The organism is Pseudomonas sp. P1_F1_2 (assembly GCF_056405815.1).
This window is the reverse complement of sequence record NZ_JBFUBK010000002.1, coordinates 44,612-64,329: the sequence shown is the minus strand read 5'-3', so window position 1 is coordinate 64,329 and position 19,718 is coordinate 44,612. Positions and strand designations below refer to the sequence as shown.

Sequence of the window (19,718 nt, the reverse complement as noted above, 5' to 3'; positions counted from 1 at the left end):
TGAGAATTGAGGCATGCGTAGATCCAACCGAGGTTTCACCCTGATCGAAATCATGATCGTGATTGCGATCATCGGCATCGTCATGACCATCGCCGCACCGAGCATTACCGAGTACCTGAAGAAGGGCCGGCGCAGCGAAGTCGCCGGGCTGCTATCCGAACAGGCGCAGATCCTTGAACGGTTCTACTCCAAGAACAATGTCTACACCAATGCGACCGGCCTGAGCGCTGGAAACGACTACTACACCATCACCCCGACCCTTGCCGATCAGACTTTCCTGCTGACAGCGGTGCGCAAGGCTGGTACCAGCATGGCAACCGACAAGTGCGGGGATTTCACCCTCACCAATACCGGTGTCAGGAGCATGGTCAGCGCGACAGCCGGTTTGACCACCAAGGATTGCTGGGGGCGTTGAAATCTTCTTTCGGGTGTCTTTTGCGCCCTCTGTCTATTTAACGGTTGGATCTGAACATGACCAGGCAACAGCAAGTGGTGATTGTCGGCGGCGGCGTGATTGGGCTGCTGACGGCGTTCAATCTCGCGTCCGAAGTGCACAGTGTCGTGCTGCTGGATCGCTCGAACGTCGGGCAGGAGTCTTCATGGGCGGGGGGCGGGATTGTTTCGCCGCTGTACCCGTGGCGCTACAGCCCGGCGGTCACGGCGTTGGCGCATTGGTCACAGGATTTTTATCCACAGCTTGGTGAGCGACTGTTCGCCGCGACGGGTGTTGATCCTGAAGTTCATACCACCGGCCTGTACTGGCTCGATCTGGATGATGAGGCCGAGGCACTGGCGTGGGCCAGGCGCGAGAATCGTCCGCTGCGTGCTGTGGATATCTCGGCCGTGCACGACGCGGTGCCGGTGATGGGGGCAGTTTTTTCGCGGGCAATCCATATGGCCGATGTGGCCAATGTGCGCAATCCGAGGCTGGTGAAGTCGTTGAAGGCTGCATTGCAGGCACTGCCGAATGTGACGATCCATGAACAGTGCGAAGTCAGCGGGTTTATCCGTGACGGCGATAAAGTCGTCGGAGTGCAGAGTTCGGCGGGCGCGATTCGCGGTGATCAGGTGGTCTTGACGGCAGGTGCCTGGAGTGGTGATCTGCTGAAAAGTCTTGGGCTGGTGCTGCCGGTCGAGCCGGTGAAAGGGCAGATGATTCTCTACAAGTGCGCGGCGGATTTCCTGCCGAGCATGGTGCTGGCCAAGGGGCGCTATGCCATTCCCCGGCGCGACGGTCATATCTTGATTGGCAGCACGCTGGAGCATGAAGGCTACGACAAGACACCGACAGAGGCAGCATTGGAAAGCTTGAAAGCGTCAGCAGTCGAGTTGATTCCTGCGCTGGCGGACGCCGAGATCGTAGGGCATTGGGCCGGATTACGGCCAGGTTCGCCTGAAGGCATTCCCTACATCGGGCGGGTGCCAGGGTTCGATGGGCTCTGGCTCAATTGCGGGCATTACCGCAATGGCCTGGTGCTGGCGCCGGCGTCGTGTCAGTTGTTGGCCGATGTGATGCTGGATCGCAAGCCGATCATTGATCCTGATCCCTATGCTCCCATCGGGCGGATTTAATCGCGGCCGATGAAAAGGGCCTCAATCCAGTCCGAATTTCTTCAGTCGGTAACGCATCGACCGAAATGACAGGCTCAACCGCTGAGCCGCCGCCGTGCGGTTCCAGCGGGTTTCCTCCAGCGCCTGGAGGATGAGTTTGCGTTCGACGTTTTCCAGATAGTGTTCAAGATTATCGATCTGCGTCAGGTCCGGCACGCCGGTCTCTGCCGTGCAATTGCCTTCGGCCAGGCGCAGGTCGCTGGCTTCGATCTGCTTGTTTTCACACAGGGTGTAAGCCCGTTCGAGCACGTTCTCCAGTTCCCGCACGTTACCCGGGAATCGGTAGCTTTTCAGTGCCTCCAGGGCCAGAGGGTGGAGCTTTGCGGCAGGTTGGCCGCTGCTGGCTGCCAAGCGCTTGAGCACGTGGCTGGCCAGTGGTTCGATGTCGTCACGGCGTTCGCGCAAGGGCGGAACCGGCAGCTCGATCACGTTGAGCCGGTAATACAAATCCTGACGAAAACGTTCTGCAAAGACTTCGGCATCAAGGTCTTTGTGGGTGGCGCAAAGGATGCGCACATCGACCACCGTTTCCTGTGATTCGCCGATGCTGCGAACCGCTTTCTCCTGAATCGCGCGCAGCAGTTTGACCTGCATCGCCAAAGGTAGATCCGCGACTTCGTCGAGAAACAACGTTCCGCCATGGGCTGCCTGGAACAACCCTCGCTTGTCTTCGATGGCGCCACTGAAACTGCCTTTGCGATGGCCGAAGAACTCGCTCTCCATCAGCTCTGACGGAATCGCCCCGCAGTTGACCGGGACAAATGGATGATGGGCTCGCGGTCCTTGCTCGTGAATCAGCCGTGCGACCAACTCCTTGCCACTGCCGGATTCGCCGCTGATGTACACCGGTGCCTGGCTGCGGGCGAGTTTGTCGATGTGTTTGCGCAGACTGCGCATAGGCAGTGAGTCACCCAGCAGGCGACGATCACTGGCCGTACTGGCTCCGCCCGGTGCAGGCAGGCGCAGGGCACTGGTGACCAGTTCCCGCAGGCGAGTGAGGTCGACCGGTTTCGTCAGGAAGTCGAAGGCGCCAGCCTTGAGCGCGTTGATCGCAGTTTCGAGACTGCCGTAGGCGGTGATCATCGCCACCGGCACTTGCGGATAACGCTGCTGGATATGCTGCACCAGTTCGAGGCCGGTGCCGTCAGGCAAGCGCATGTCGGTCAGGCACAGGTCGAATGTTTCCCGGGCCAGCAAGGCTTGGGCATCGCCCAGGTTACGGGCACTGAAGGTATCGAGTTTCATCCGTCCGAGGGTGATTTCGAGGAGTTCGCGGATATCCGGTTCGTCGTCGACGATCAGGACTTTTGGCCGTGGGCTCATGTTCAACTTTGTTTCCGTCCGTGAGCAAAAGTGATGCGAAAGCAGCCGCCGCCTTGGCGTGGTTGGAAGTCTAGGCGGGCCTGGTTGCTTTCGCACAGCTCACGGGACAGATAGAGCCCCAGGCCTGTGCCTTGGCTACTGGTGGTAAAGAACGGTTCGAACAAATGCACCTGCTGGTCCGGTGCCACGCCGGGCCCATCGTCCAGCACTTCCAGTATGGGCAACTGGCTGTCGACATCGACAAACAGCTCAAGCCAGACCTGGGCTTCGTCGTGATTGAGGGCGCTATGGCGCCAGGCATTGCGCAACAAATTGTCCAGAATCTGGGTGAGCTGGTTCGGGTCCATCAAGGTGTTGAAGTCGCCTGGCCCGGTACGCAGGTGAATGTGCTGACCCAGAGGGGCACCCTCACGGGTTTCGGTGACGAATCGTTCCAGCCACGGCTTCAGATCGAGCCGTTGCGGTACGGTTTGCTGGCGGCGGGACAGTTGCAGGACGTTTTCGATAACCCGATTCATTCGCGCTGAGTGATCTTGAATAATCTGGGTCAGACGCCGATCCACGCCATTGAGTTCCTCGGATTCGCGCAGCAATTGCGCGGCATGACTGATGGCACCCAGCGGGTTGCGGATTTCATGGGCAATACCTGCCGTCAGTCGACCGAGGGCGGCGAGTTTCAACTGCTGTGCCTGTTGTGCGACCTGAGCGAGGTCCTCGAGAAACACCAGGGTCTGATGGTTTGGGCTCTGGTCCAGAGCGATGAAACTGGGTTGCAGTTCCAGGCCACTGCGGGCGTTTTTCAGGCTTTGCGGGCGCAACGTCGGATTGTTGAGCCAGAGCTGAAGACGTTCGACCAGTGCGGGTGAAAAGTCGTCGATCCGATGTCCATCGAGTGCTTTATGCCCCAGCAAGGTCAAGGCGCTGTGATTGGCCAGTTGCACACGTCGTTGTTCATCCAGCACCAGAATGCCGGTGCGCATGCGTTGCAGGATCAGCGCATTGAGTGCTTCGAGGCCTACCACTTCGCTGGCTCGCTGTTCGGCGAGGTGTTCGCTGACCTCCAGTCGCCTGGTCAAGCCTTGTACCAGCCATGCTGCGGCAAAGCACAGTGCGCCGAGCGTGCTGACTTGCAGGTAGTCGTTGGGGCTGGTCGGGTGGCTGAAGCTCAGGAGGAAACTCAAGCCGACGATCCCCAGTGCGCCGACAGCGGCTATCAACAGGCCGGTACGTCCACGCAGCAGGGCATTGCTGATGGCCACCGACACGATCAATAGATTGCCGATGGCGCTGGCCACGCCGCCTGCGGCGTAGAACAAACCACAGAGCAGCAAGACGTCGACCAGTGCCAGACTGAAGAGCTGTGCTGGTTTTTGGGTGTTTTCCAGAAACACCACCAGCAGAATATTCAGCACCAGGTACAACCAGCTGCCATTGCGCAGCAGGTCGTCTCTGGCGAACGTCAGTAACTGGTTGTCCAGGTTGCTGGTAGTCAGCAACACCAAGGTGATGCCGACGCTTAAGCGATAGAGGTGATAAAGGCGCAGCAGCCGCTGAGCCTGTTTGCCGCCGGGACTGGACGTCTCAGCGACCACTCGGGCCCGGGCCTTGCTCAAGGTGAGCCTGGCTGCAATACCATTGCTGTTGAAGACTCAGCGCACGGTCGCGAGGCAGGTGCACGCCACAATGGGCGCAGCGGACCATGGGGGCGGCCTCCAGCTCAGGGGAGGACTTGGGGGCGGAAGCCGAGCCCTTGAATTTGCGCCAGAACCATACCGCAGCGGCAATCAGGGCGATCCAGAACAGTAAACGAAGCATGATGAGCTGCTATTTGGCGAGTGATTCAGCAGTTTAGCCAAGGACATGCCGAGCGCACAGCCTAATAATCACGCCCACAAAAAAGGAGCCTCGCAAGGCTCCTTTTGTACAACCTGAGGTGTCAGTCGAACACGCCAAAGGTCATGTAGCTGAACCAGGAACGGTCGCTGTTGTTGCCTTCGGCCTCGTGATTCTCTTCTTCGATCGCGTCGCCATTTCCGTCTTTAGGCTTCAACTCGCTCGGAATTGCGTCCTTGGCGTCCTGGAACTGTCGCTGCACGTCCTGGTTGGCGCGGGTTTCGCCCGGCGGCAGCGGTGGGCTGGATTCGATCAGGCCCAGCGTGGCCTTGCTCAACCACGAACGGTTGTCGGCTTCGGCGACCGAAGGCTTGAACTGACCGTCTTCCAGGCTTGGGTGGTTCGGGTAGTTGAGCTTCAGGGTTTCAAGGCTGGTGGCCGCCAGCTCGTCCAGGTGCATGCGCATGTAGGCTTCAGTCATGACCGCCAGGCCGTCACCGACCGAAGGCGTCTCCTGGAAGTTTTCTACCACGTAACGGCCACGGTTTGCGGCGGCGACATAGGCCTGACGGGTCAGGTAATAGTCGGCAACGTGAATCTCGTAGGCCGCCAGCAGGTTACGCAGGTAAATCATGCGCTGCTTGGCGTCTGGCGAGTAACGGCTGTTCGGGAAGCGGCTGGTCAGCTGGGCGAACTCGTTGTAGGAGTCGCGGGCAGCGCCCGGGTCACGCTTGGTCATGTCCAGCGGCAGGAAACGCGACAGCAGGCCAACGTCCTGATCAAAGGAAGTCAGACCTTTCAGGTAGTAGGCGTAATCCACGTTCGGGTGCTGCGGGTGCAGACGAATGAAACGCTCGGCAGCAGACTTTGCAGCTTCTGGCTCGGTGTTCTTGTAGTTGGCGTAGATGAGCTCGAGTTGAGCCTGATCAGCGTAGCGACCGAACGGATAACGCGATTCCAGAGCCTTCAGCTTCGCGATGGCGCTGGTATAGCTACTATTGTCGAGATCTTGCTGAGCCTGCTGGTACAGCTCGACTTCGCTAAGGTTTTCGTCTACGACTTCCTTCGATGAGCAAGCAGCGGTCAATGCGAGGATGGCGATCAGCAGCAGGTGTTTCACTTGCATGGCGGCTTGCGTCCCTATGACGGCCGCTGTCTTGGGCGAGGCCGTCCTGTTATGATGAGCGCCCCGTTGAATAGCCTCGGGGCAAAAGACGCCGTATTTAACCACAAGCGCGCAGCCGAAACCAAAGGCTGTGCCGACGCCTAGTCTGAGCATGTCCGATAAAATTGAACTTCGCGCAGAGGTGCCGTCCGAATTGGGCGGCCAACGCCTCGATCAAGTCGCCGCACAATTATTCGCTGAGCACTCGCGCTCGCGCCTTTCCGCCTGGATCAAAGACGGCCGCCTGACTGTGGATGGGGCGGTTATCCGCCCGCGAGACATCGTTCACGGTGGCGCCATTCTTGAACTGACTGCCGAGCAGGAAGCTCAGGGCGAATGGATCGCTCAAGACATCGAGCTGGACATCGTCTATGAAGATGACGACATCCTGGTGATCAACAAGCCTGCGGGCCTGGTGGTGCATCCGGCTGCCGGTCACGCTGATGGCACCTTGCTCAACGCCTTGCTGCACCACGTGCCGGACATTATCAATGTGCCCCGCGCCGGTATCGTGCATCGCCTGGACAAGGACACCACCGGTCTGATGGTGGTGGCCAAGACCATTCAAGCGCAGACACAGCTTGTCACGCAATTGCAGAGCCGCAGCGTAAGCCGGATCTACGAATGCATCGTGATCGGTGTGGTGACGGCGGGTGGCAAGATCAACGCGCCCATCGGTCGTCACGGTCAGCAACGCCAGCGCATGGCCGTGATGGAAGGGGGCAAGCAAGCCGTCAGCCATTACCGCGTGCTCGAGCGTTTCCGCTCCCACACCCACGTTCGGGTGAAGCTGGAAACCGGTCGTACCCACCAGATTCGTGTGCACATGGCTCACATCAACTTCCCGTTGGTCGGAGACCCTGCCTACGGCGGTCGCTTCCGCATCCCGCCGGCAGCTAACCCGACCATGGTCGAATCGTTGAAGGCGTTCCCGCGCCAGGCCCTGCATGCACGGTTCCTGGAGCTGGATCACCCGACTACTGGCGTGCGCATGAGCTGGGAATCGCCACTGCCGGACGATTTCGTCTGGTTGCTGACCCTGCTCAAGCAAGACCGTGAGGCGTTCATCGGATGAGTGACTGGCTGATTCCCGACTGGCCTGCGCCTGCCGGGGTGAAAGCCTGTGTGACCACCCGTGCGGGCGGCGTCAGTCTGGCGCCGTTCGACAGCCTCAATCTCGGCGATCACGTCGATGACAGCCCTGAAGCTGTTGCCGAAAATCGCCGTCGCCTGACCGATCACTTTTCTATTCAACCGGCCTGGTTGCAGCAGGTTCACGGCATCGTCGTGGCTCATGCAGACCCAAGCCAGGTCGCCACGGCTGACGCCAGCTGGACGGCAACACCCGGCATCGCCTGCACGGCGATGACCGCCGACTGTTTACCTGCGCTGTTTTGCGACCGCGCCGGCACTCGCGTGGCGGCGGCCCATGCCGGTTGGCGTGGATTGGCGGCGGGTGTGCTCGAAGCGACGCTCGACAGCCTGGACGTGCCGCCCGCCGACGTACTGGTCTGGCTTGGCCCGGCCATCGGCCCGCAAGCCTTTGAAGTCGGCCCGGAAGTGCGCGAAACCTTCGTTGAGCAATTGCCGGAAGCCGCCAAAGCCTTTGTGCCGAGTGCCAATGCTGGCAAATTTATGGCTGACATCTATGAGCTGGCGCGTTTGCGTCTGGCGGCCCGTGGTGTCACCGCTGTCTACGGTGGCGGTTTCTGCACCGTGACCGATCCGCGCTTCTTTTCTTATCGTCGCAGTCCTCGCACGGGTCGCTTTGCCTCCCTTATCTGGCTCGAACGCTAAACTTCTCTGATCTGCATCAACTGATCGACGCTTGAAACTCCCAGAATCGACCGCATCTATAACGGTATCTGGCAGGTTTCTTCATTCAGGATGTTTTATAGGTCCGGCCTGCTCAAAAGGAAGGTGACCCATGCGTATAGATCGTTTAACCAGCAAATTGCAGTTAGCACTATCCGACGCCCAATCTCTGGCCGTCGGCCTTGACCATTCCGGCATTGAACCGGCGCACTTGATGCAAGCCATGCTTGAACAGCAGGGTGGTTCGATCAAACCCCTGCTGATGCAGGTCGGTTTCGACGTCAACAGTTTGCGCAAAGAGCTGACCAAAGAGCTCGATCAACTGCCGAAAATCCAGAACCCGACCGGCGACGTGAACATGTCGCAGGACTTGGCGCGCCTGCTCAATCAGGCTGATCGCCTGGCCCAACAGAAGGGCGATCAGTTCATCTCCAGCGAACTGGTGCTGCTGGCCGCCATGGACGAGAACAGCAAGCTCGGCAAATTGCTGCTGGGTCAGGGCGTGAGCAAGAAAGCCCTGGAAAACGCGATCAACAACCTGCGTGGTGGCGAAGCGGTCAACGATGCCAACCACGAGGAATCGCGCCAGGCGCTGGATAAGTACACCGTCGACCTGACCAAGCGCGCCGAAGAAGGCAAGCTCGACCCAGTGATCGGCCGAGACGACGAAATTCGCCGGACCATTCAGGTCCTGCAACGTCGCACCAAGAACAACCCGGTACTGATCGGTGAACCTGGCGTGGGTAAAACCGCCATTGCCGAAGGTCTGGCCCAGCGCATCATTAATGGTGAAGTGCCGGATGGCCTGAAGGGCAAGCGCCTGCTGTCCCTCGACATGGGGGCGCTGATTGCCGGTGCCAAGTATCGCGGTGAGTTTGAAGAGCGCCTGAAATCGCTGCTCAACGAGCTGTCGAAGCAGGAAGGGCAGATCATTCTGTTCATCGACGAACTGCACACCATGGTCGGCGCCGGTAAAGGCGAAGGCTCGATGGATGCGGGCAATATGCTCAAGCCTGCGCTGGCTCGCGGTGAACTGCATTGCGTCGGTGCGACCACGCTCAATGAGTACCGCCAATATATAGAGAAGGACGCAGCCCTTGAGCGGCGCTTCCAGAAAGTACTGGTGGACGAACCGAGCGAGGAAGACACCATCGCCATTCTGCGTGGCCTGAAAGAGCGTTACGAGGTTCACCACAAAGTGGCGATTACCGACGGCGCGATCATCGCTGCGGCCAAACTCAGTCATCGCTACATCACCGACCGCCAGTTGCCGGACAAGGCCATCGACCTGATCGACGAAGCGGCCAGCCGTATTCGTATGGAGATCGACTCCAAGCCGGAAGTACTGGATCGTCTGGAGCGTCGCCTGATTCAGTTGAAGGTGGAATCCCAGGCGCTGAAAAAAGAAAGCGATGAAGCGGCGATGAAACGCCTGGAAAAACTCCAGGAAGAAATCGCGCGTCATGAGCGTGAATACTCGGACCTCGAAGAAATCTGGAACTCGGAAAAAGCCGAAGTCCAGGGCTCTGCGCAGATCCAGCAGAAAATCGAACAGTCCCGTCAGGAACTGGAAGCCGCGCGCCGTAAAGGTGACCTGAACCGCATGGCCGAGCTGCAGTACGGGGTGATCCCGGACCTGGAGCGCAGCCTGCAAATGGTCGATCAGCACGGTAAAAGCGAGAACCAGTTGCTGCGCAGCAAGGTGACCGAAGAAGAGATCGCTGAAGTCGTGTCGAAGTGGACCGGCATTCCGGTGTCGAAAATGCTCGAAGGCGAGCGCGACAAGCTGATGAAGATGGAAAGCCTGTTGCACCAGCGTGTGATCGGTCAGGACGAAGCCGTGGTCGCGGTCTCCAACGCCGTGCGGCGTTCCCGGGCCGGGTTGTCCGACCCGAATCGCCCGAGCGGTTCGTTCATGTTCCTCGGCCCGACCGGTGTCGGTAAAACCGAGCTGTGCAAGGCGTTGGCCGAGTTCCTCTTTGATACGGAAGAGGCCATGGTGCGAATCGACATGTCCGAGTTCATGGAGAAACATTCCGTGGCCCGACTGATCGGTGCGCCACCAGGATACGTAGGCTACGAGGAGGGCGGTTACCTGACCGAGGCGGTGCGTCGCAAGCCTTACTCGGTGATCCTCCTGGATGAGGTCGAGAAGGCCCACCCGGATGTGTTCAACATCTTGCTGCAAGTGCTGGAAGATGGTCGCTTGACCGACAGCCATGGCCGCACGGTGGACTTCAAGAATACCGTGATCGTCATGACCTCCAACCTGGGCTCGGTGCAGATCCAGGAACTGGTCGGTGATCGTGAGGCGCAGCGTGCGGCGGTGATGGATGCGATTTCCAGCCACTTCCGGCCGGAGTTCATTAACCGGGTCGACGAAGTGGTGATCTTCGAGCCACTGGCGCGGGATCAGATCGCGGGCATTACCGAGATCCAGTTGGGTCGCCTGCGCAGTCGCCTGACCGAGCGCGAGCTCAAGCTTGAACTGAGCCCTGAGGCCATGGATAAGCTGATCGCGGTGGGTTACGACCCTGTGTACGGCGCACGTCCGCTCAAACGAGCGATTCAGCGCTGGATCGAGAACCCGCTGGCTCAGTTGATTCTGTCGGGTCGCTTCATGCCCGGCGATACCGCCAAGGGTGTGGTGGAAAACGACGAAATCGTATTCGTCTGATCCATCCTGGCAACAAAACTGACGAGGCCTCGCATTGCGAGGCCTTTTTTTCGCCAGGCTGTTGAACTCTAAGGAAAAGGCTTGTAAAGTGCGCCCCGCAGTAAGTCACCCGGAAGGGTTTCTGCTCCCCAAGCGGAAATCTGAAATAAGTTGCAAATCATTAACTTGAAAGCAATTTAGGGGGTTGACAGAGGTGCTTAAGATTGTAGAATAGCGCGCCTCAGACACACGAACGCAGCGATGCGAACGGGTCGAAGAGAACGCAAAAAGCTTCACCGTTGTAAATTGAAATATGTAGTTCCGTGATAGCTCAGTCGGTAGAGCAAATGACTGTTAATCATTGGGTCCCAGGTTCGAGTCCTGGTCACGGAGCCAATTTCAAACCGGGGTATAGCGCAGTCCGGTAGCGCGCCTGCTTTGGGAGCAGGATGTCAGGAGTTCGAATCCCCTTACCCCGACCATTTTTGGGTCGTTAGCTCAGTTGGTAGAGCAGTTGGCTTTTAACCAATTGGTCGTAGGTTCGAATCCCACACGACCCACCATTTTTGAAACCAGTTAACGCTGGAATCGAATCTTAAGATCAGAGGCCAAAAGCGCTGATCGAAGAAGGCGACTTGCAAAGGTCGCCTTTTTTTTACCGGGGTATAGCGCAGTCCGGTAGCGCGCCTGCTTTGGGAGCAGGATGTCAGGAGTTCGAATCCCCTTACCCCGACCATATTAAAAATCCTCGTATCGAAAGATACGGGGATTTTTTTTGTCTGCCGTTTTTTTGTCTGCCGAAAATGCAATTCCCTTCAAGTCATCGTACAACTTGCCGATAGCCAAGCGACGGGGTCCTGCCGTAACTGCCCCTTATCCAAGTCATTACAAGAAAAAGGGCGTTCGTTATGTTGCTTCGTCAGTTGAATATTGCTCCTCGAGCAGCGCTGGGGTTTGCCCTGATCGCTGTGTTGGTCGCTTTGCTCGGCGTATTTGCGCTGGGGCAGATGTCGAGCATTCGCGACAGTGAGGTGGCAGTGGAGAAGCAATGGCTGCCGAGTATTCGTGGTGGGGACGAGATCCGCGAGTTGATGCTGCGCATTCGTACCATTTCGTTGCGCATGGCCCTGGACCAAGACCCGAAAAACATTCCGGTCTACCGCGGACAAATGGACACCCGAGACAAAGAACTGAGCGAGAAAATCGCGACTTACGACAAGTTGGTCGACACCCCCGAAGGCCAGGCCTTGTATGACCAGTTCAAAACCACTTTCGCGGCCTATCGCACAGGCATTGCCCAGTCTTTCACCCTTGCCGAGCAAGGTCGCCATGACGAACTGACCAAACTGTTGTTGATCGACATGAAAACCGTGGTCGACGGCTCCGGCAAGCAGCTTAATGACTTGGCCGACCTGTTCGCCAAACAAGTTGCAACTGAGAGTGAGAAGTCCGCAGCGCATTACGACACGTCGCGAACGATCGTCAGCCTGTTCATCGCATTGGCGGCGCTGGCCACCGTCGGCCTGGCCATGTTGCTGACCCGCAGCATCGTCCGTCCATTGAACGAAGCCCTGACCGCAGCGGAAAGTGTGGCACGAGGCGATCTGACCCGGCCTATCGAAACCCATGGCAATGACGAAGTCAGCCGCTTGCTCAAAGCCCTGGCGTCGATGCAGCGCAATTTGCGCGAAACCCTGCAAGCCATCAGCGGTTCGGCCACGCAACTGGCCACCGCGGCGGATGAGTTGAACGCCGTCACGCTTGATAGCACTCAAGGTCTGCAACAACAGAACAACGAGATTGAGCAGGCCGCCACAGCGGTCAATCAAATGACCATCGCCGTGGAGGAAGTCGCGCGCAACGCGGTGTCGACCTCCGATGCCACCCGTCAGTCCAGCGAATCGGCGCATCTGGGGCAGGAGCGGGTCAGCGAAACCGCGAGTGCCATCAGCGCCTTGGCCAATGACGTGCAGCATACCGGTGAGTTGGTGCAGTCCTTGGCCAACCAGTCTCAGGACATCGGCAAAGTGCTGGATGTGATTCGGGCTATCGCCGAGCAAACCAACCTGTTGGCGCTCAACGCGGCGATTGAGGCGGCGCGCGCGGGTGAAAGCGGACGCGGTTTTGCGGTCGTGGCCGATGAAGTGCGTGCGCTGGCGCATCGCACGCAGCAATCGACCCAGGAAATCGAGCAAATGGTCCAAGGCATGCGCAATGGTTCGAGCCTGGCGCTGGACTCGATGAACGCCAGTGCTTCCCGTGCTGCCAGCACGCGGGTCCTGGCGGAGCGGGCAGGTGACGCGCTGCAGACCATCACTGCCTCGGTCCATGAAATTCACGAACGTAATCTGGTGATCGCCAGCGCCGCCGAAGAACAAGCGCAAGTGGCCCGCGAAGTGGACCGCAACCTGGTGAACATTCGTGATCTGTCGGTGCGTTCCGCCACCGGCGCCGATCAGACCAGCGCCTCCAGTCATGAGTTGTCAAAATTGGCCAACGCTCTGCAGGGCTTGGTACAGCGCTTCCAGGTGTAAATCCGCCAGACAAAAAAGCCCCGCTTCTCGTTGGAGAGCGGGGCTGGGTACTCGAAGGCTTAGGCGCCGTCTTGGTCTTTCAGGTGCTCGAACAAGCCTTTTGGCATTTTCTTGCCGTTCGCTTCGAAGTTGGCTTTCACGTTGTCGTAAGCCTCTTTCTCGTCGATGAAGCCATCGTGGTTGGTGTCGATCTTGTCGAAGTTGGACTTCGGCGCAACTTTCTGGAATTCCGCGCGGGATACCTTGCCGTCGCCATCGGTGTCGGTCTTGGCCATCGACGCATCGCCACACTTGCCTTCACCACATTTGCCCTCAGGGGTTTTCACCACCTGTTCGGCCGAAGCCAGCAGATAGCCTTGAGTCAGCGGCTGCGAAGCGAATACGGTGCCGGTCAACATCATGCCACCGGCCAAAACAGCGCCAAGCAAACCGATAGTGTTTTTGGTGGTACGGGACATTTCAAATCTCCTGGGTTGCGCGACACAACCGTTCGATAAAGGACGCCACGTGAGTGCGGCGATAACCAGTGCAGGCGGGGTGCCTTGCTCGGGTGTGGCCATTTAGCGGGATGGGTGTATCGCTACTGTGTCGCGCAAGGGGGGAGTTTGTAAGCGAAGGGGCAAATCGCGGGGGCAGATACAGTGAGACACAGAAGTGTTCGCCGGTTAGACCGAGGCGCCTGCATCGCGGGTAAGCCGCGCTCCTACATTGGATCTGCGTCGTGCACAGATCCAATGTGGGAGCGTGGCTTGCCCGCGATGAGGCCCTGGCTGACGCCGGAAACTTTAGTGCAGCTTGAGCCGAGGCTCAGTCCCGCGACCAATCTTGCTGCCCAGCATCAGCATCGCTGTGCGGAACGCGCCATACAGCGCCATCTGGTGCATGCGGTACAGCGACACGTAAAACATCCGCGCCAGCCAGCCTTCCAGCATCACGCTGCCGGTCAGGTTACCCATCAAGTTACCCACAGCCGAAAAACGCGACAGCGAGATCAATGAGCCGTAATCGGTGTACTTGTACGTCGGCAATGCCTTGCCTTCGATACGCAGCTTCAGCGATTTGGCCAGCAACGAAGCTTGCTGGTGCGCTGCCTGTGCTCGCGGCGGCACATTACGGTCAGTGCCCGGTTGCGGGCAGGCCGCGCAGTCACCGAAGGCGAAGATGTTCTCGTCGCGCGTGGTTTGCAGGGTCGGCAGTACCTGCAGTTGATTGATGCGGTTGGTTTCCAGGCCGTCGATGTCCTTGAGGAAACCCGGTGCGCGAATGCCCGCCGCCCAGACTTTCAGGCTGGCGTTGATCACTTTGCCATCGGCGGTGATCAGGCTGTCGGCCGTCACTTCACTGACCGCCGCATTGGTCATCACATTGACCCCGAGTTTCTCCAGGGTTTTATGCACAGGCCCACCGATACGTTCCGGCAGGGCGGGCAACACCCGTGGGCCGGCTTCGATCAGGGTGATGTGCATGTTTTCCGGTTTGATCCGGTCCAGGCCATAAGCGGCCAGCTCGTGAGCGGCGTTGTGCAGCTCGGCGGCCAGTTCCACGCCCGTGGCACCGGCGCCGACGATGGCCACGCTGATCTGTTCGACCTTGTCGGTTTGCCCGGCATGGGCACGCAGATAGTGGTTAAGCAGTTGCTGGTGGAAACGTTCGGCCTGTTTTCGGGTATCGAGGAACAGGCAGTGCTGCGCCGCGCCCTGAGTGCCGAAATCGTTGGTGGTGCTGCCGACGGAGATCACCAGCGAGTCGTAGGGCACTTCGCGGGCAGGGACCAATTCCAGGCCGGCCTCGTCATAGGTGGCGGCCAGCTGGATTTTTTTCTGCGTGCGGTCAAGCCCGCTCATGCGCCCCAGCTGGAACTCGAAGTGGTTCCATTTTGCCTGGGCAACATAATTGAGTTCGTCTTCGGATGAGTTCAGCGACCCGGCCGCCACTTCATGCAGTAACGGCTTCCAGATGTGGGTCAGGTTCGCGTCGACCAGCATCACACTGGCCGTGCCACGCTTGCCCAGAGTCTTACCCAGACGGGTAGCCAACTCCAGACCGCCGGCGCCGCCGCCGACAATAACAATACGATGGGACATGGGGATAACTCGCAAGGCTAAAAGAAATCGGTGCAATTACCCGAGCGAGCGCGATGCGGCTCATAGCGTCAGGTAACTGATAAGTCGGCTCAAAAGGCCCAGACCAATGGTCACTGCCAACACCACCACCAGGAGCATCCACGGCCGGAAAGGCCGGCGCTCGACTCGGTGCTGGGACAGGTGCAGGTACTCTTCGACATGCTTCTGGTCGTCTGGGTTCAAGCGGCTGGTCATATAGGCCTCGTCAGTAGACGTTGCTGAATGTGTAGAAGCTACAGGCTGAGTTAACGAACGTTGAACGGAGCATAGCCGCTGTCCGGGATGGGCTCGACGCTCACCGTGTCGTCCAGTCGAATGATGCCACTTTGTAACACTCGGACGGTGATTCCGCCATGGCCGCGCACGGCCTGAAAGGTCCCGGGGCCGAGGTTGTGTTCAAGCCGCGCGCAGGGCTGGCACCAACCAGTGGTTTCAAAAACGGCTTGGCCGATTTTGAAGCGTCGGCCCTTGAGGCTGAACAGGTTGATGCCGCTGACCACCAGGTTGCGCCGTAGGTCCTGCGGCAATACCGGTTGATCGTCGGGCCGGCCCATCAGCGAACTGATGGCGGCCAGGTGTTCCCATTGAATCAACGTCACCTGCCGCGCATTGCGCGCTCCGGGCCGGGCGTGATCGCCGGTCAAACCGGCTTCAAACCGCGCCTCCACAGCATCGAGTGCGATCATCGGCGAGCGTGATTGCGGGCGCACGCCGATCCAGCGTACGCGGCCGGTTTGCGGGACCTGCGCGATCAATTCCTGCAGTGGACTCACAGGCTGATGCCGACATCGAAGACGATGCTGCGACCCAGGTTGCTGCGCAGGAAATCCGGGGCTTCGGGGTGCGCGAACAGCACCCGGGCGAATGTCGGGCCGACCAGCGATAACGAGCGCCAGCCTTGGCGCAAATATTCGGTCGGGGGTGGAAAGTGGCTATTGAGGTCCAGCACTTCGCGCTTGAGGCTGGCGAAGGCGATGATGTCGAGCTCCCCCAGGTCCATGCCACGTTCTTTGTAGTTGTGCGCTTTTTTGCGCAAGGTCGGCGCCAGTCTCAGCAAAAATTCATTGGCGGGGATGCGTTTGGGTTTGGCTTCACGTCGTACTAACTGACTCAACGAAAACGCGCTGCGGCGACGTTGCAACTCGTCGCGCCATTCGTCGTTCAGGCGCCGGCCCTCATCGAGCACGAAGAACACTTCGAAATTCGCCTCGCGAAACAGCACGTCCGGCGGCTCGCCGGCCGGGGCGAATTCGTCGGCGCGGTAGGGAATGTTCAAGCCTTGCAGCAGGCGCTGGCATACCCAACGCTCCCGCTCCCATTTGCGGGCATTGGAGAGGAACGCGTTGGCTTGCTCGGCCGCGATGGTCAGCAGGCGTAAATAATCTGAGTCATCCATAGGCCCAAGCTTAGCGTTCAAATGCGACAAGCAGAAAGCGTTTACCGGCAATGGACGTCACTGGGCAGTCTGAAAGGGCGGTGTAGACTGATGGCCATCATGCAGAAGCGATAGGACAAGGGGATGAATGTGAAATATTGGCCGGTGTTGCTGCTCGGATTTCTGCCCTTGTGGGCCCAGGCGCTGGAAGTGGGCGAGCGGCTGGCGCCCTGGACCTTGCTCGATCAGTACGACCAGGCGTTTACACTGGATAATCAGACCAAGACTCAGACGCTGCTGGTGGCGCGAAGTATGGATGCCGCCAAACTGGTAGAGGCTGCGCTGCAAGGCCAGCCAAAAGGCTATCTGGAGGCGCGGCACGTCGTATTTTTAGCGGACATTCAGCGCATGCCACGGTTGATCGTGAAGATGGTTGCCATTCCGGCCATGCGTGATTACTCCTACCGGGTAATGCTGGACCGTGAGGGGCGTGTGGCGCCGCGCTACCCTGGGGCTGAGGACAAAGTACTGTGGTTGCAACTCAAGGACGGCCAATTGTTGGCACAACACGAATATGCCACGGCCGCGCAACTGCATGAGGCGCTAGAGAAGGCCCGGCCATGATCGGCGCCGAGCTGCTGTCACCCGAAACGCTGACAGTCGGCTGGCTGATCTTTGTGCCCATCGTGCTCTGGGCCATCTGGCGTGCGCCTTGGGTTGAGCTGTTCACCGACAGCCGCCGCCAGCATTTGCTGTTTGGCACCGTGTTCGCGCTGTTTATGCTGTGGCTGGTGCGACGGGATTTCGACACCGGCGTGTCTTATCACTTCATCGGCATGACGGCCGTGACCTTGTTGCTGGATTGGCCGTTGGCAATCGTCGGCGGCTTGATTGCGCAGTTCGGACTGGTGCTGCTCGGACGTCAGGACCTGGTCGCTATCGGCGTAAACGGGGCGTTGCTGATTTTGCTGCCCGTGTGGGTTACCGAGTGCATCGCCATCCTGGTGGAGCGCGCACAACCGCGTAATCCCTTTGTGTATATCTTCTGTTCCGGTTTTTTTGCCGCCGCGCTGTCGGCGTTGTTGTGCCTGCTGCTGGCGCTGTTTGTGTTGTGGTACGACGAACGCTTTGCCATGCCGTATTGGCTGGAAGATTTTGTCGGCTATCTGTGGCTGCTGATTTTTCCGGAAGCGTTCATCAACGGCATGCTGGTCAGCGCACTGGTGGTGTTTTGCCCCGAGTGGCTGGAGACGTTCAACCGCACACGCTATCTTTCAGCACCCTGGAATGACGACGATCCGAAGTCTTGATCCGCATCAAATCTTTCTGACGCGGGTGAACTCATGCTCGGCAAAACCTTCAGGAGCATGGGCATGAGTGTTTACGAATGGGCACGGCAGGAGTTGCGTCAGAGTCTGGATGGGGCGCAGGAGGTGGGATTTGATCCGGGCTTGAGCTTGCGCGCCCTGCTCAGTGCCGTGGTGCAGCAGAGTAAAGCGGTGCGCAGTGCCGAAGACCTGGCCGACGAGTTGCGTTTTCTCGCGGAAAACCTCGATGACGGCCAGGACTACGGTTTTACGCGGCCTTGAACATCAGTGGCGCGGTTCGAAATCTTCGCTGAACATTTCGTCTTCGGCGTCCGGGCTGACGGGAATCTTGTGTTCTTCCGATGCCCACGCCCCGAGGTCGATCAGTTTGCAGCGATCCGAGCAGAACGGCCGGAAGGTGCTCTCGGCACTCCATTCAACAGGAGCGCCACAGGTTGGGCATTGGACGGTTGGGGTCTGGCTCATGACTGGCCTCCACGCAAAGTAAGGTAAAAGTGATGCAGGCGTTCGACCTCGCTGTGCAGCCAGGCGAGGTCACGGTCGTTGACCACGACGTCGTCGGCATGGCTCACGCGGTCCTGGCGGCTGGACTGGGCCTTGAGGATCGCCTGGACCTGTTGCTCGCTGGTCTGGTCACGCTGCAAGGTGCGTTCGATCTGTAGTTTTTCAGGGGCATCGATCACCAGGACACGTTGGGTCATGGCGTACTGCCCGGATTCGATCAGCAGCGGTGAAACCAGAATCGCGTAAGGCGATTGTGCCTTGGCTAGATTGTGAGCAATTTCTTCACCGATCAACGGATGCAACAAGCCTTCGAGCCACCGGCGTTCCTCCGGCACTTCAAAAATCAAGCTGCGCAGAGCCGCGCGATCCAGTTGCCCGTCGGCTTGCAGCACACCGGGGCCGAAGTGTTCGGCGATGGCGGCCAGCGCCGGGCGACCCGGTTCCACCACCCAGCGCGCCGCGTGATCGGCGTCCACGACATGGATGCCCAGGTCGATGAAGTGCTGGGCAGCGGCGCTTTTGCCGCTGCCGATGCCGCCGGTCAGGCCAAGAATCCAGGGTTTTTCCACAGGGGTATTCATTTCAAACCGACAAACTGCCAATAGAAGTCGGTTATTTGACCACCCCAGAGCAAGGCAATCCAGCCGGCAATCGCCAGATAGGGGCCGAAGGGGATCGGCGTCGATGTATTCGCATTGCGCAAGCGCAGCAAAATCACGCCGACGAATACCCCCGCGAGCGATGACAGCAGAATCGTCAGAGGCAAAATCTGCCAGCCGCCCCAGGCCCCCAGCATGGCCAGCAACTTGAAATCACCGTGGCCAATCCCGTCTTTGCCGGTGAGCAGCTTGAACAGCCAGTACACCGTCCACAACACCATGTACCCGGCCACTGCTCCCCACAGGGCTTCATGCAATGACACGAAAACCCCGAAGCTGTTGACGATCAACCCGAGCCACAACAGCGGCAGCACCAACACGTCCGGCAGCAATTGGTGCTCGGCGTCGATCAGGCTCATCGCCAGCAATCCCCAACTCAGGACCAGTACCGTGCCGGCCTGCCAACCGAAACCGAAATGCCAGGCGATAAACGCCGAGAGCAGGCCGCAGGCCAGTTCAGTCAGCGGGTAGCGCTTGCTGATCGGTGCGCTGCAGTTTGAACACCTCCCCCTTAAAAACAGGTAACTGAGCACCGGAACGTTTTCCCATGGGCGAATTCGATGGTCGCAATGCGGGCAATGGGAATGGGGCAGCATCAAATTGTAGGGCGGGCCTGGTGCTTCGGCGGGGACACCGAGCACGTCATGGGCCTGCAACCGCCATTCGCGGTTGAGCATTTTCGGCAGGCGCCAGACCACCACATTGAGGAAACTGCCCACCAGCAGACCTACAACCAGTGCGATGGCCACGAACGCCAGCGGATAAACAGTCAGGATTTCATTCAAGGGCATG

The 19,718-nt window shown here is 59.0% G+C and carries 21 protein-coding genes and 4 tRNA genes; 13 read left to right on the top strand and 12 right to left on the bottom strand.

The genetic code is table 11. The features are described 5' to 3' along the window. Positions 1-13 precede the first annotated feature (13 nt). Together AC1D2P_RS00945 and thiO are read left to right on the top strand one after the other, a co-directional pair. A complete protein-coding gene (locus tag AC1D2P_RS00945) occupies positions 14-415 on the top strand; it encodes a type IV pilin protein (protein WP_223522730.1) in 402 nt (133 codons plus the stop codon). A gap of 56 nt (positions 416-471) precedes the next feature. Further along, positions 472-1,572: a glycine oxidase ThiO gene (gene thiO / locus AC1D2P_RS00940; RefSeq protein WP_477757929.1), complete on the top strand. Its 1,101-nt coding sequence runs from the start codon at positions 472-474 to the stop codon at positions 1,570-1,572. A gap of 21 nt (positions 1,573-1,593) precedes the next feature. Here thiO and AC1D2P_RS00935 read toward each other — a convergent pair whose 3' ends face one another. The 4 genes from AC1D2P_RS00935 to AC1D2P_RS00920 all read right to left on the bottom strand — a co-directional run bounded on the left by AC1D2P_RS00935 (position 1,594) and on the right by AC1D2P_RS00920 (position 5,893). Continuing rightward, complete coding sequence (locus tag AC1D2P_RS00935) at positions 1,594-2,934, bottom strand: sigma-54-dependent transcriptional regulator (RefSeq protein WP_046028532.1); 1,341 nt, start codon at positions 2,932-2,934, stop codon at positions 1,594-1,596. Between the two features lie 2 nt (positions 2,935-2,936). Next, complete coding sequence (locus AC1D2P_RS00930; RefSeq protein ID WP_223522747.1) at positions 2,937-4,526, bottom strand: sensor histidine kinase; 1,590 nt, start codon at positions 4,524-4,526, stop codon at positions 2,937-2,939. Further along, positions 4,516-4,749 (bottom strand): PP0621 family protein, encoded by a 234-nt coding sequence (locus tag AC1D2P_RS00925; protein WP_046028530.1) that lies wholly within the window; start codon positions 4,747-4,749, stop codon positions 4,516-4,518. Before AC1D2P_RS00925 ends, AC1D2P_RS00930 begins: the two co-directional genes overlap by 11 nt. Before the next feature lie 121 nt (positions 4,750-4,870). After that, on the bottom strand, positions 4,871-5,893 hold the full coding sequence (locus AC1D2P_RS00920; RefSeq protein WP_046028529.1) for an outer membrane protein assembly factor BamD: 1,023 nt from the start codon (positions 5,891-5,893) through the stop codon (positions 4,871-4,873). A gap of 151 nt (positions 5,894-6,044) precedes the next feature. Between AC1D2P_RS00920 and rluD the strand changes: the two genes are divergently transcribed. The 8 genes from rluD (at position 6,045) to AC1D2P_RS00880 (ending at position 12,937) form a co-directional block, all read left to right on the top strand. Then, positions 6,045-7,007, top strand: a complete 963-nt coding sequence (gene rluD / locus AC1D2P_RS00915; protein WP_046028527.1) for a 23S rRNA pseudouridine(1911/1915/1917) synthase RluD — start codon at positions 6,045-6,047, stop codon at positions 7,005-7,007. Next, positions 7,004-7,729: a peptidoglycan editing factor PgeF gene (gene pgeF, locus AC1D2P_RS00910; protein WP_109786289.1), complete on the top strand. Its 726-nt coding sequence runs from the start codon at positions 7,004-7,006 to the stop codon at positions 7,727-7,729. Before rluD ends, pgeF begins: the two co-directional genes overlap by 4 nt. Before the next feature lie 130 nt (positions 7,730-7,859). Next, positions 7,860-10,424: an ATP-dependent chaperone ClpB gene (clpB, locus tag AC1D2P_RS00905; RefSeq protein WP_109786288.1), complete on the top strand. Its 2,565-nt coding sequence runs from the start codon at positions 7,860-7,862 to the stop codon at positions 10,422-10,424. Positions 10,425-10,723: 299 nt separating this feature from the next. Next, positions 10,724-10,799: transfer RNA gene (locus AC1D2P_RS00900), tRNA-Asn, on the top strand. Positions 10,800-10,808: 9 nt separating this feature from the next. Then, positions 10,809-10,885, top strand: a tRNA-Pro gene (locus tag AC1D2P_RS00895). 5 nt (positions 10,886-10,890) lie between these two features. Then, a tRNA-Lys gene (locus AC1D2P_RS00890) sits at positions 10,891-10,966 on the top strand. A gap of 96 nt (positions 10,967-11,062) precedes the next feature. Then, positions 11,063-11,139, top strand: a tRNA-Pro gene (locus AC1D2P_RS00885). 172 nt (positions 11,140-11,311) lie between these two features. Next, positions 11,312-12,937 carry a methyl-accepting chemotaxis protein gene (locus AC1D2P_RS00880; RefSeq protein ID WP_109786287.1) on the top strand — a complete coding sequence of 542 codons (1,626 nt, stop codon included), beginning with the start codon at positions 11,312-11,314 and terminating at the stop codon, positions 12,935-12,937. A 59-nt stretch (positions 12,938-12,996) separates the two neighbouring features. Here AC1D2P_RS00880 and AC1D2P_RS00875 read toward each other — a convergent pair whose 3' ends face one another. The 5 genes from AC1D2P_RS00875 to AC1D2P_RS00855 form a co-directional block, all read right to left on the bottom strand. Beyond that, complete coding sequence (locus tag AC1D2P_RS00875) at positions 12,997-13,395, bottom strand: HvfA family oxazolone/thioamide-modified RiPP metallophore (RefSeq protein WP_077431244.1); 399 nt, start codon at positions 13,393-13,395, stop codon at positions 12,997-12,999. A 327-nt stretch (positions 13,396-13,722) separates the two neighbouring features. Next, a complete protein-coding gene (locus tag AC1D2P_RS00870; protein ID WP_046028521.1) occupies positions 13,723-15,021 on the bottom strand; it encodes an NAD(P)/FAD-dependent oxidoreductase in 1,299 nt (432 codons plus the stop codon). Positions 15,022-15,081: 60 nt separating this feature from the next. Continuing rightward, on the bottom strand, positions 15,082-15,255 hold the full coding sequence (locus AC1D2P_RS00865; RefSeq protein ID WP_032830895.1) for a DUF3094 domain-containing protein: 174 nt from the start codon (positions 15,253-15,255) through the stop codon (positions 15,082-15,084). A gap of 50 nt (positions 15,256-15,305) precedes the next feature. Then, positions 15,306-15,833 (bottom strand): MOSC domain-containing protein, encoded by a 528-nt coding sequence (locus AC1D2P_RS00860; RefSeq protein WP_477757928.1) that lies wholly within the window; start codon positions 15,831-15,833, stop codon positions 15,306-15,308. After that, entirely contained in the window at positions 15,830-16,456 is a 627-nt protein-coding gene (locus tag AC1D2P_RS00855) for a DUF1780 domain-containing protein (protein ID WP_109786285.1), read from the bottom strand. Before AC1D2P_RS00855 ends, AC1D2P_RS00860 begins: the two co-directional genes overlap by 4 nt. Before the next feature lie 129 nt (positions 16,457-16,585). On the opposite strand from AC1D2P_RS00855, the gene AC1D2P_RS00850 reads away from it, so the two are divergent. The 3 genes from AC1D2P_RS00850 to AC1D2P_RS00840 all read left to right on the top strand — a co-directional run bounded on the left by AC1D2P_RS00850 (position 16,586) and on the right by AC1D2P_RS00840 (position 18,024). Continuing rightward, positions 16,586-17,059 (top strand): FAD/FMN-containing dehydrogenase, encoded by a 474-nt coding sequence (locus AC1D2P_RS00850; protein WP_477757958.1) that lies wholly within the window; start codon positions 16,586-16,588, stop codon positions 17,057-17,059. Continuing rightward, positions 17,056-17,745 (top strand): energy-coupling factor ABC transporter permease, encoded by a 690-nt coding sequence (locus tag AC1D2P_RS00845; RefSeq protein WP_077431246.1) that lies wholly within the window; start codon positions 17,056-17,058, stop codon positions 17,743-17,745. Before AC1D2P_RS00850 ends, AC1D2P_RS00845 begins: the two co-directional genes overlap by 4 nt. 63 nt (positions 17,746-17,808) lie before the next feature. Then, positions 17,809-18,024 carry a hypothetical protein gene (locus AC1D2P_RS00840; RefSeq protein WP_046028516.1) on the top strand — a complete coding sequence of 72 codons (216 nt, stop codon included), beginning with the start codon at positions 17,809-17,811 and terminating at the stop codon, positions 18,022-18,024. 3 nt (positions 18,025-18,027) lie between these two features. On the opposite strand, the gene yacG is transcribed toward AC1D2P_RS00840, so the two are convergent. Genes yacG through AC1D2P_RS00825 form a run of 3 tightly spaced genes read right to left on the bottom strand, consistent with a single transcriptional unit; the run spans position 18,028 to position 19,717 of the window. Further along, positions 18,028-18,228 carry a DNA gyrase inhibitor YacG gene (gene yacG, locus AC1D2P_RS00835; protein ID WP_046028515.1) on the bottom strand — a complete coding sequence of 67 codons (201 nt, stop codon included), beginning with the start codon at positions 18,226-18,228 and terminating at the stop codon, positions 18,028-18,030. Then, positions 18,225-18,848, bottom strand: coding sequence for a dephospho-CoA kinase (coaE, locus tag AC1D2P_RS00830; RefSeq protein ID WP_046028514.1), 624 nt, complete (start codon positions 18,846-18,848; stop codon positions 18,225-18,227). Before coaE ends, yacG begins: the two co-directional genes overlap by 4 nt. Beyond that, a complete protein-coding gene (locus AC1D2P_RS00825; protein WP_477757927.1) occupies positions 18,845-19,717 on the bottom strand; it encodes a prepilin peptidase in 873 nt (290 codons plus the stop codon). Before AC1D2P_RS00825 ends, coaE begins: the two co-directional genes overlap by 4 nt. Position 19,718 lies beyond the last annotated feature (1 nt).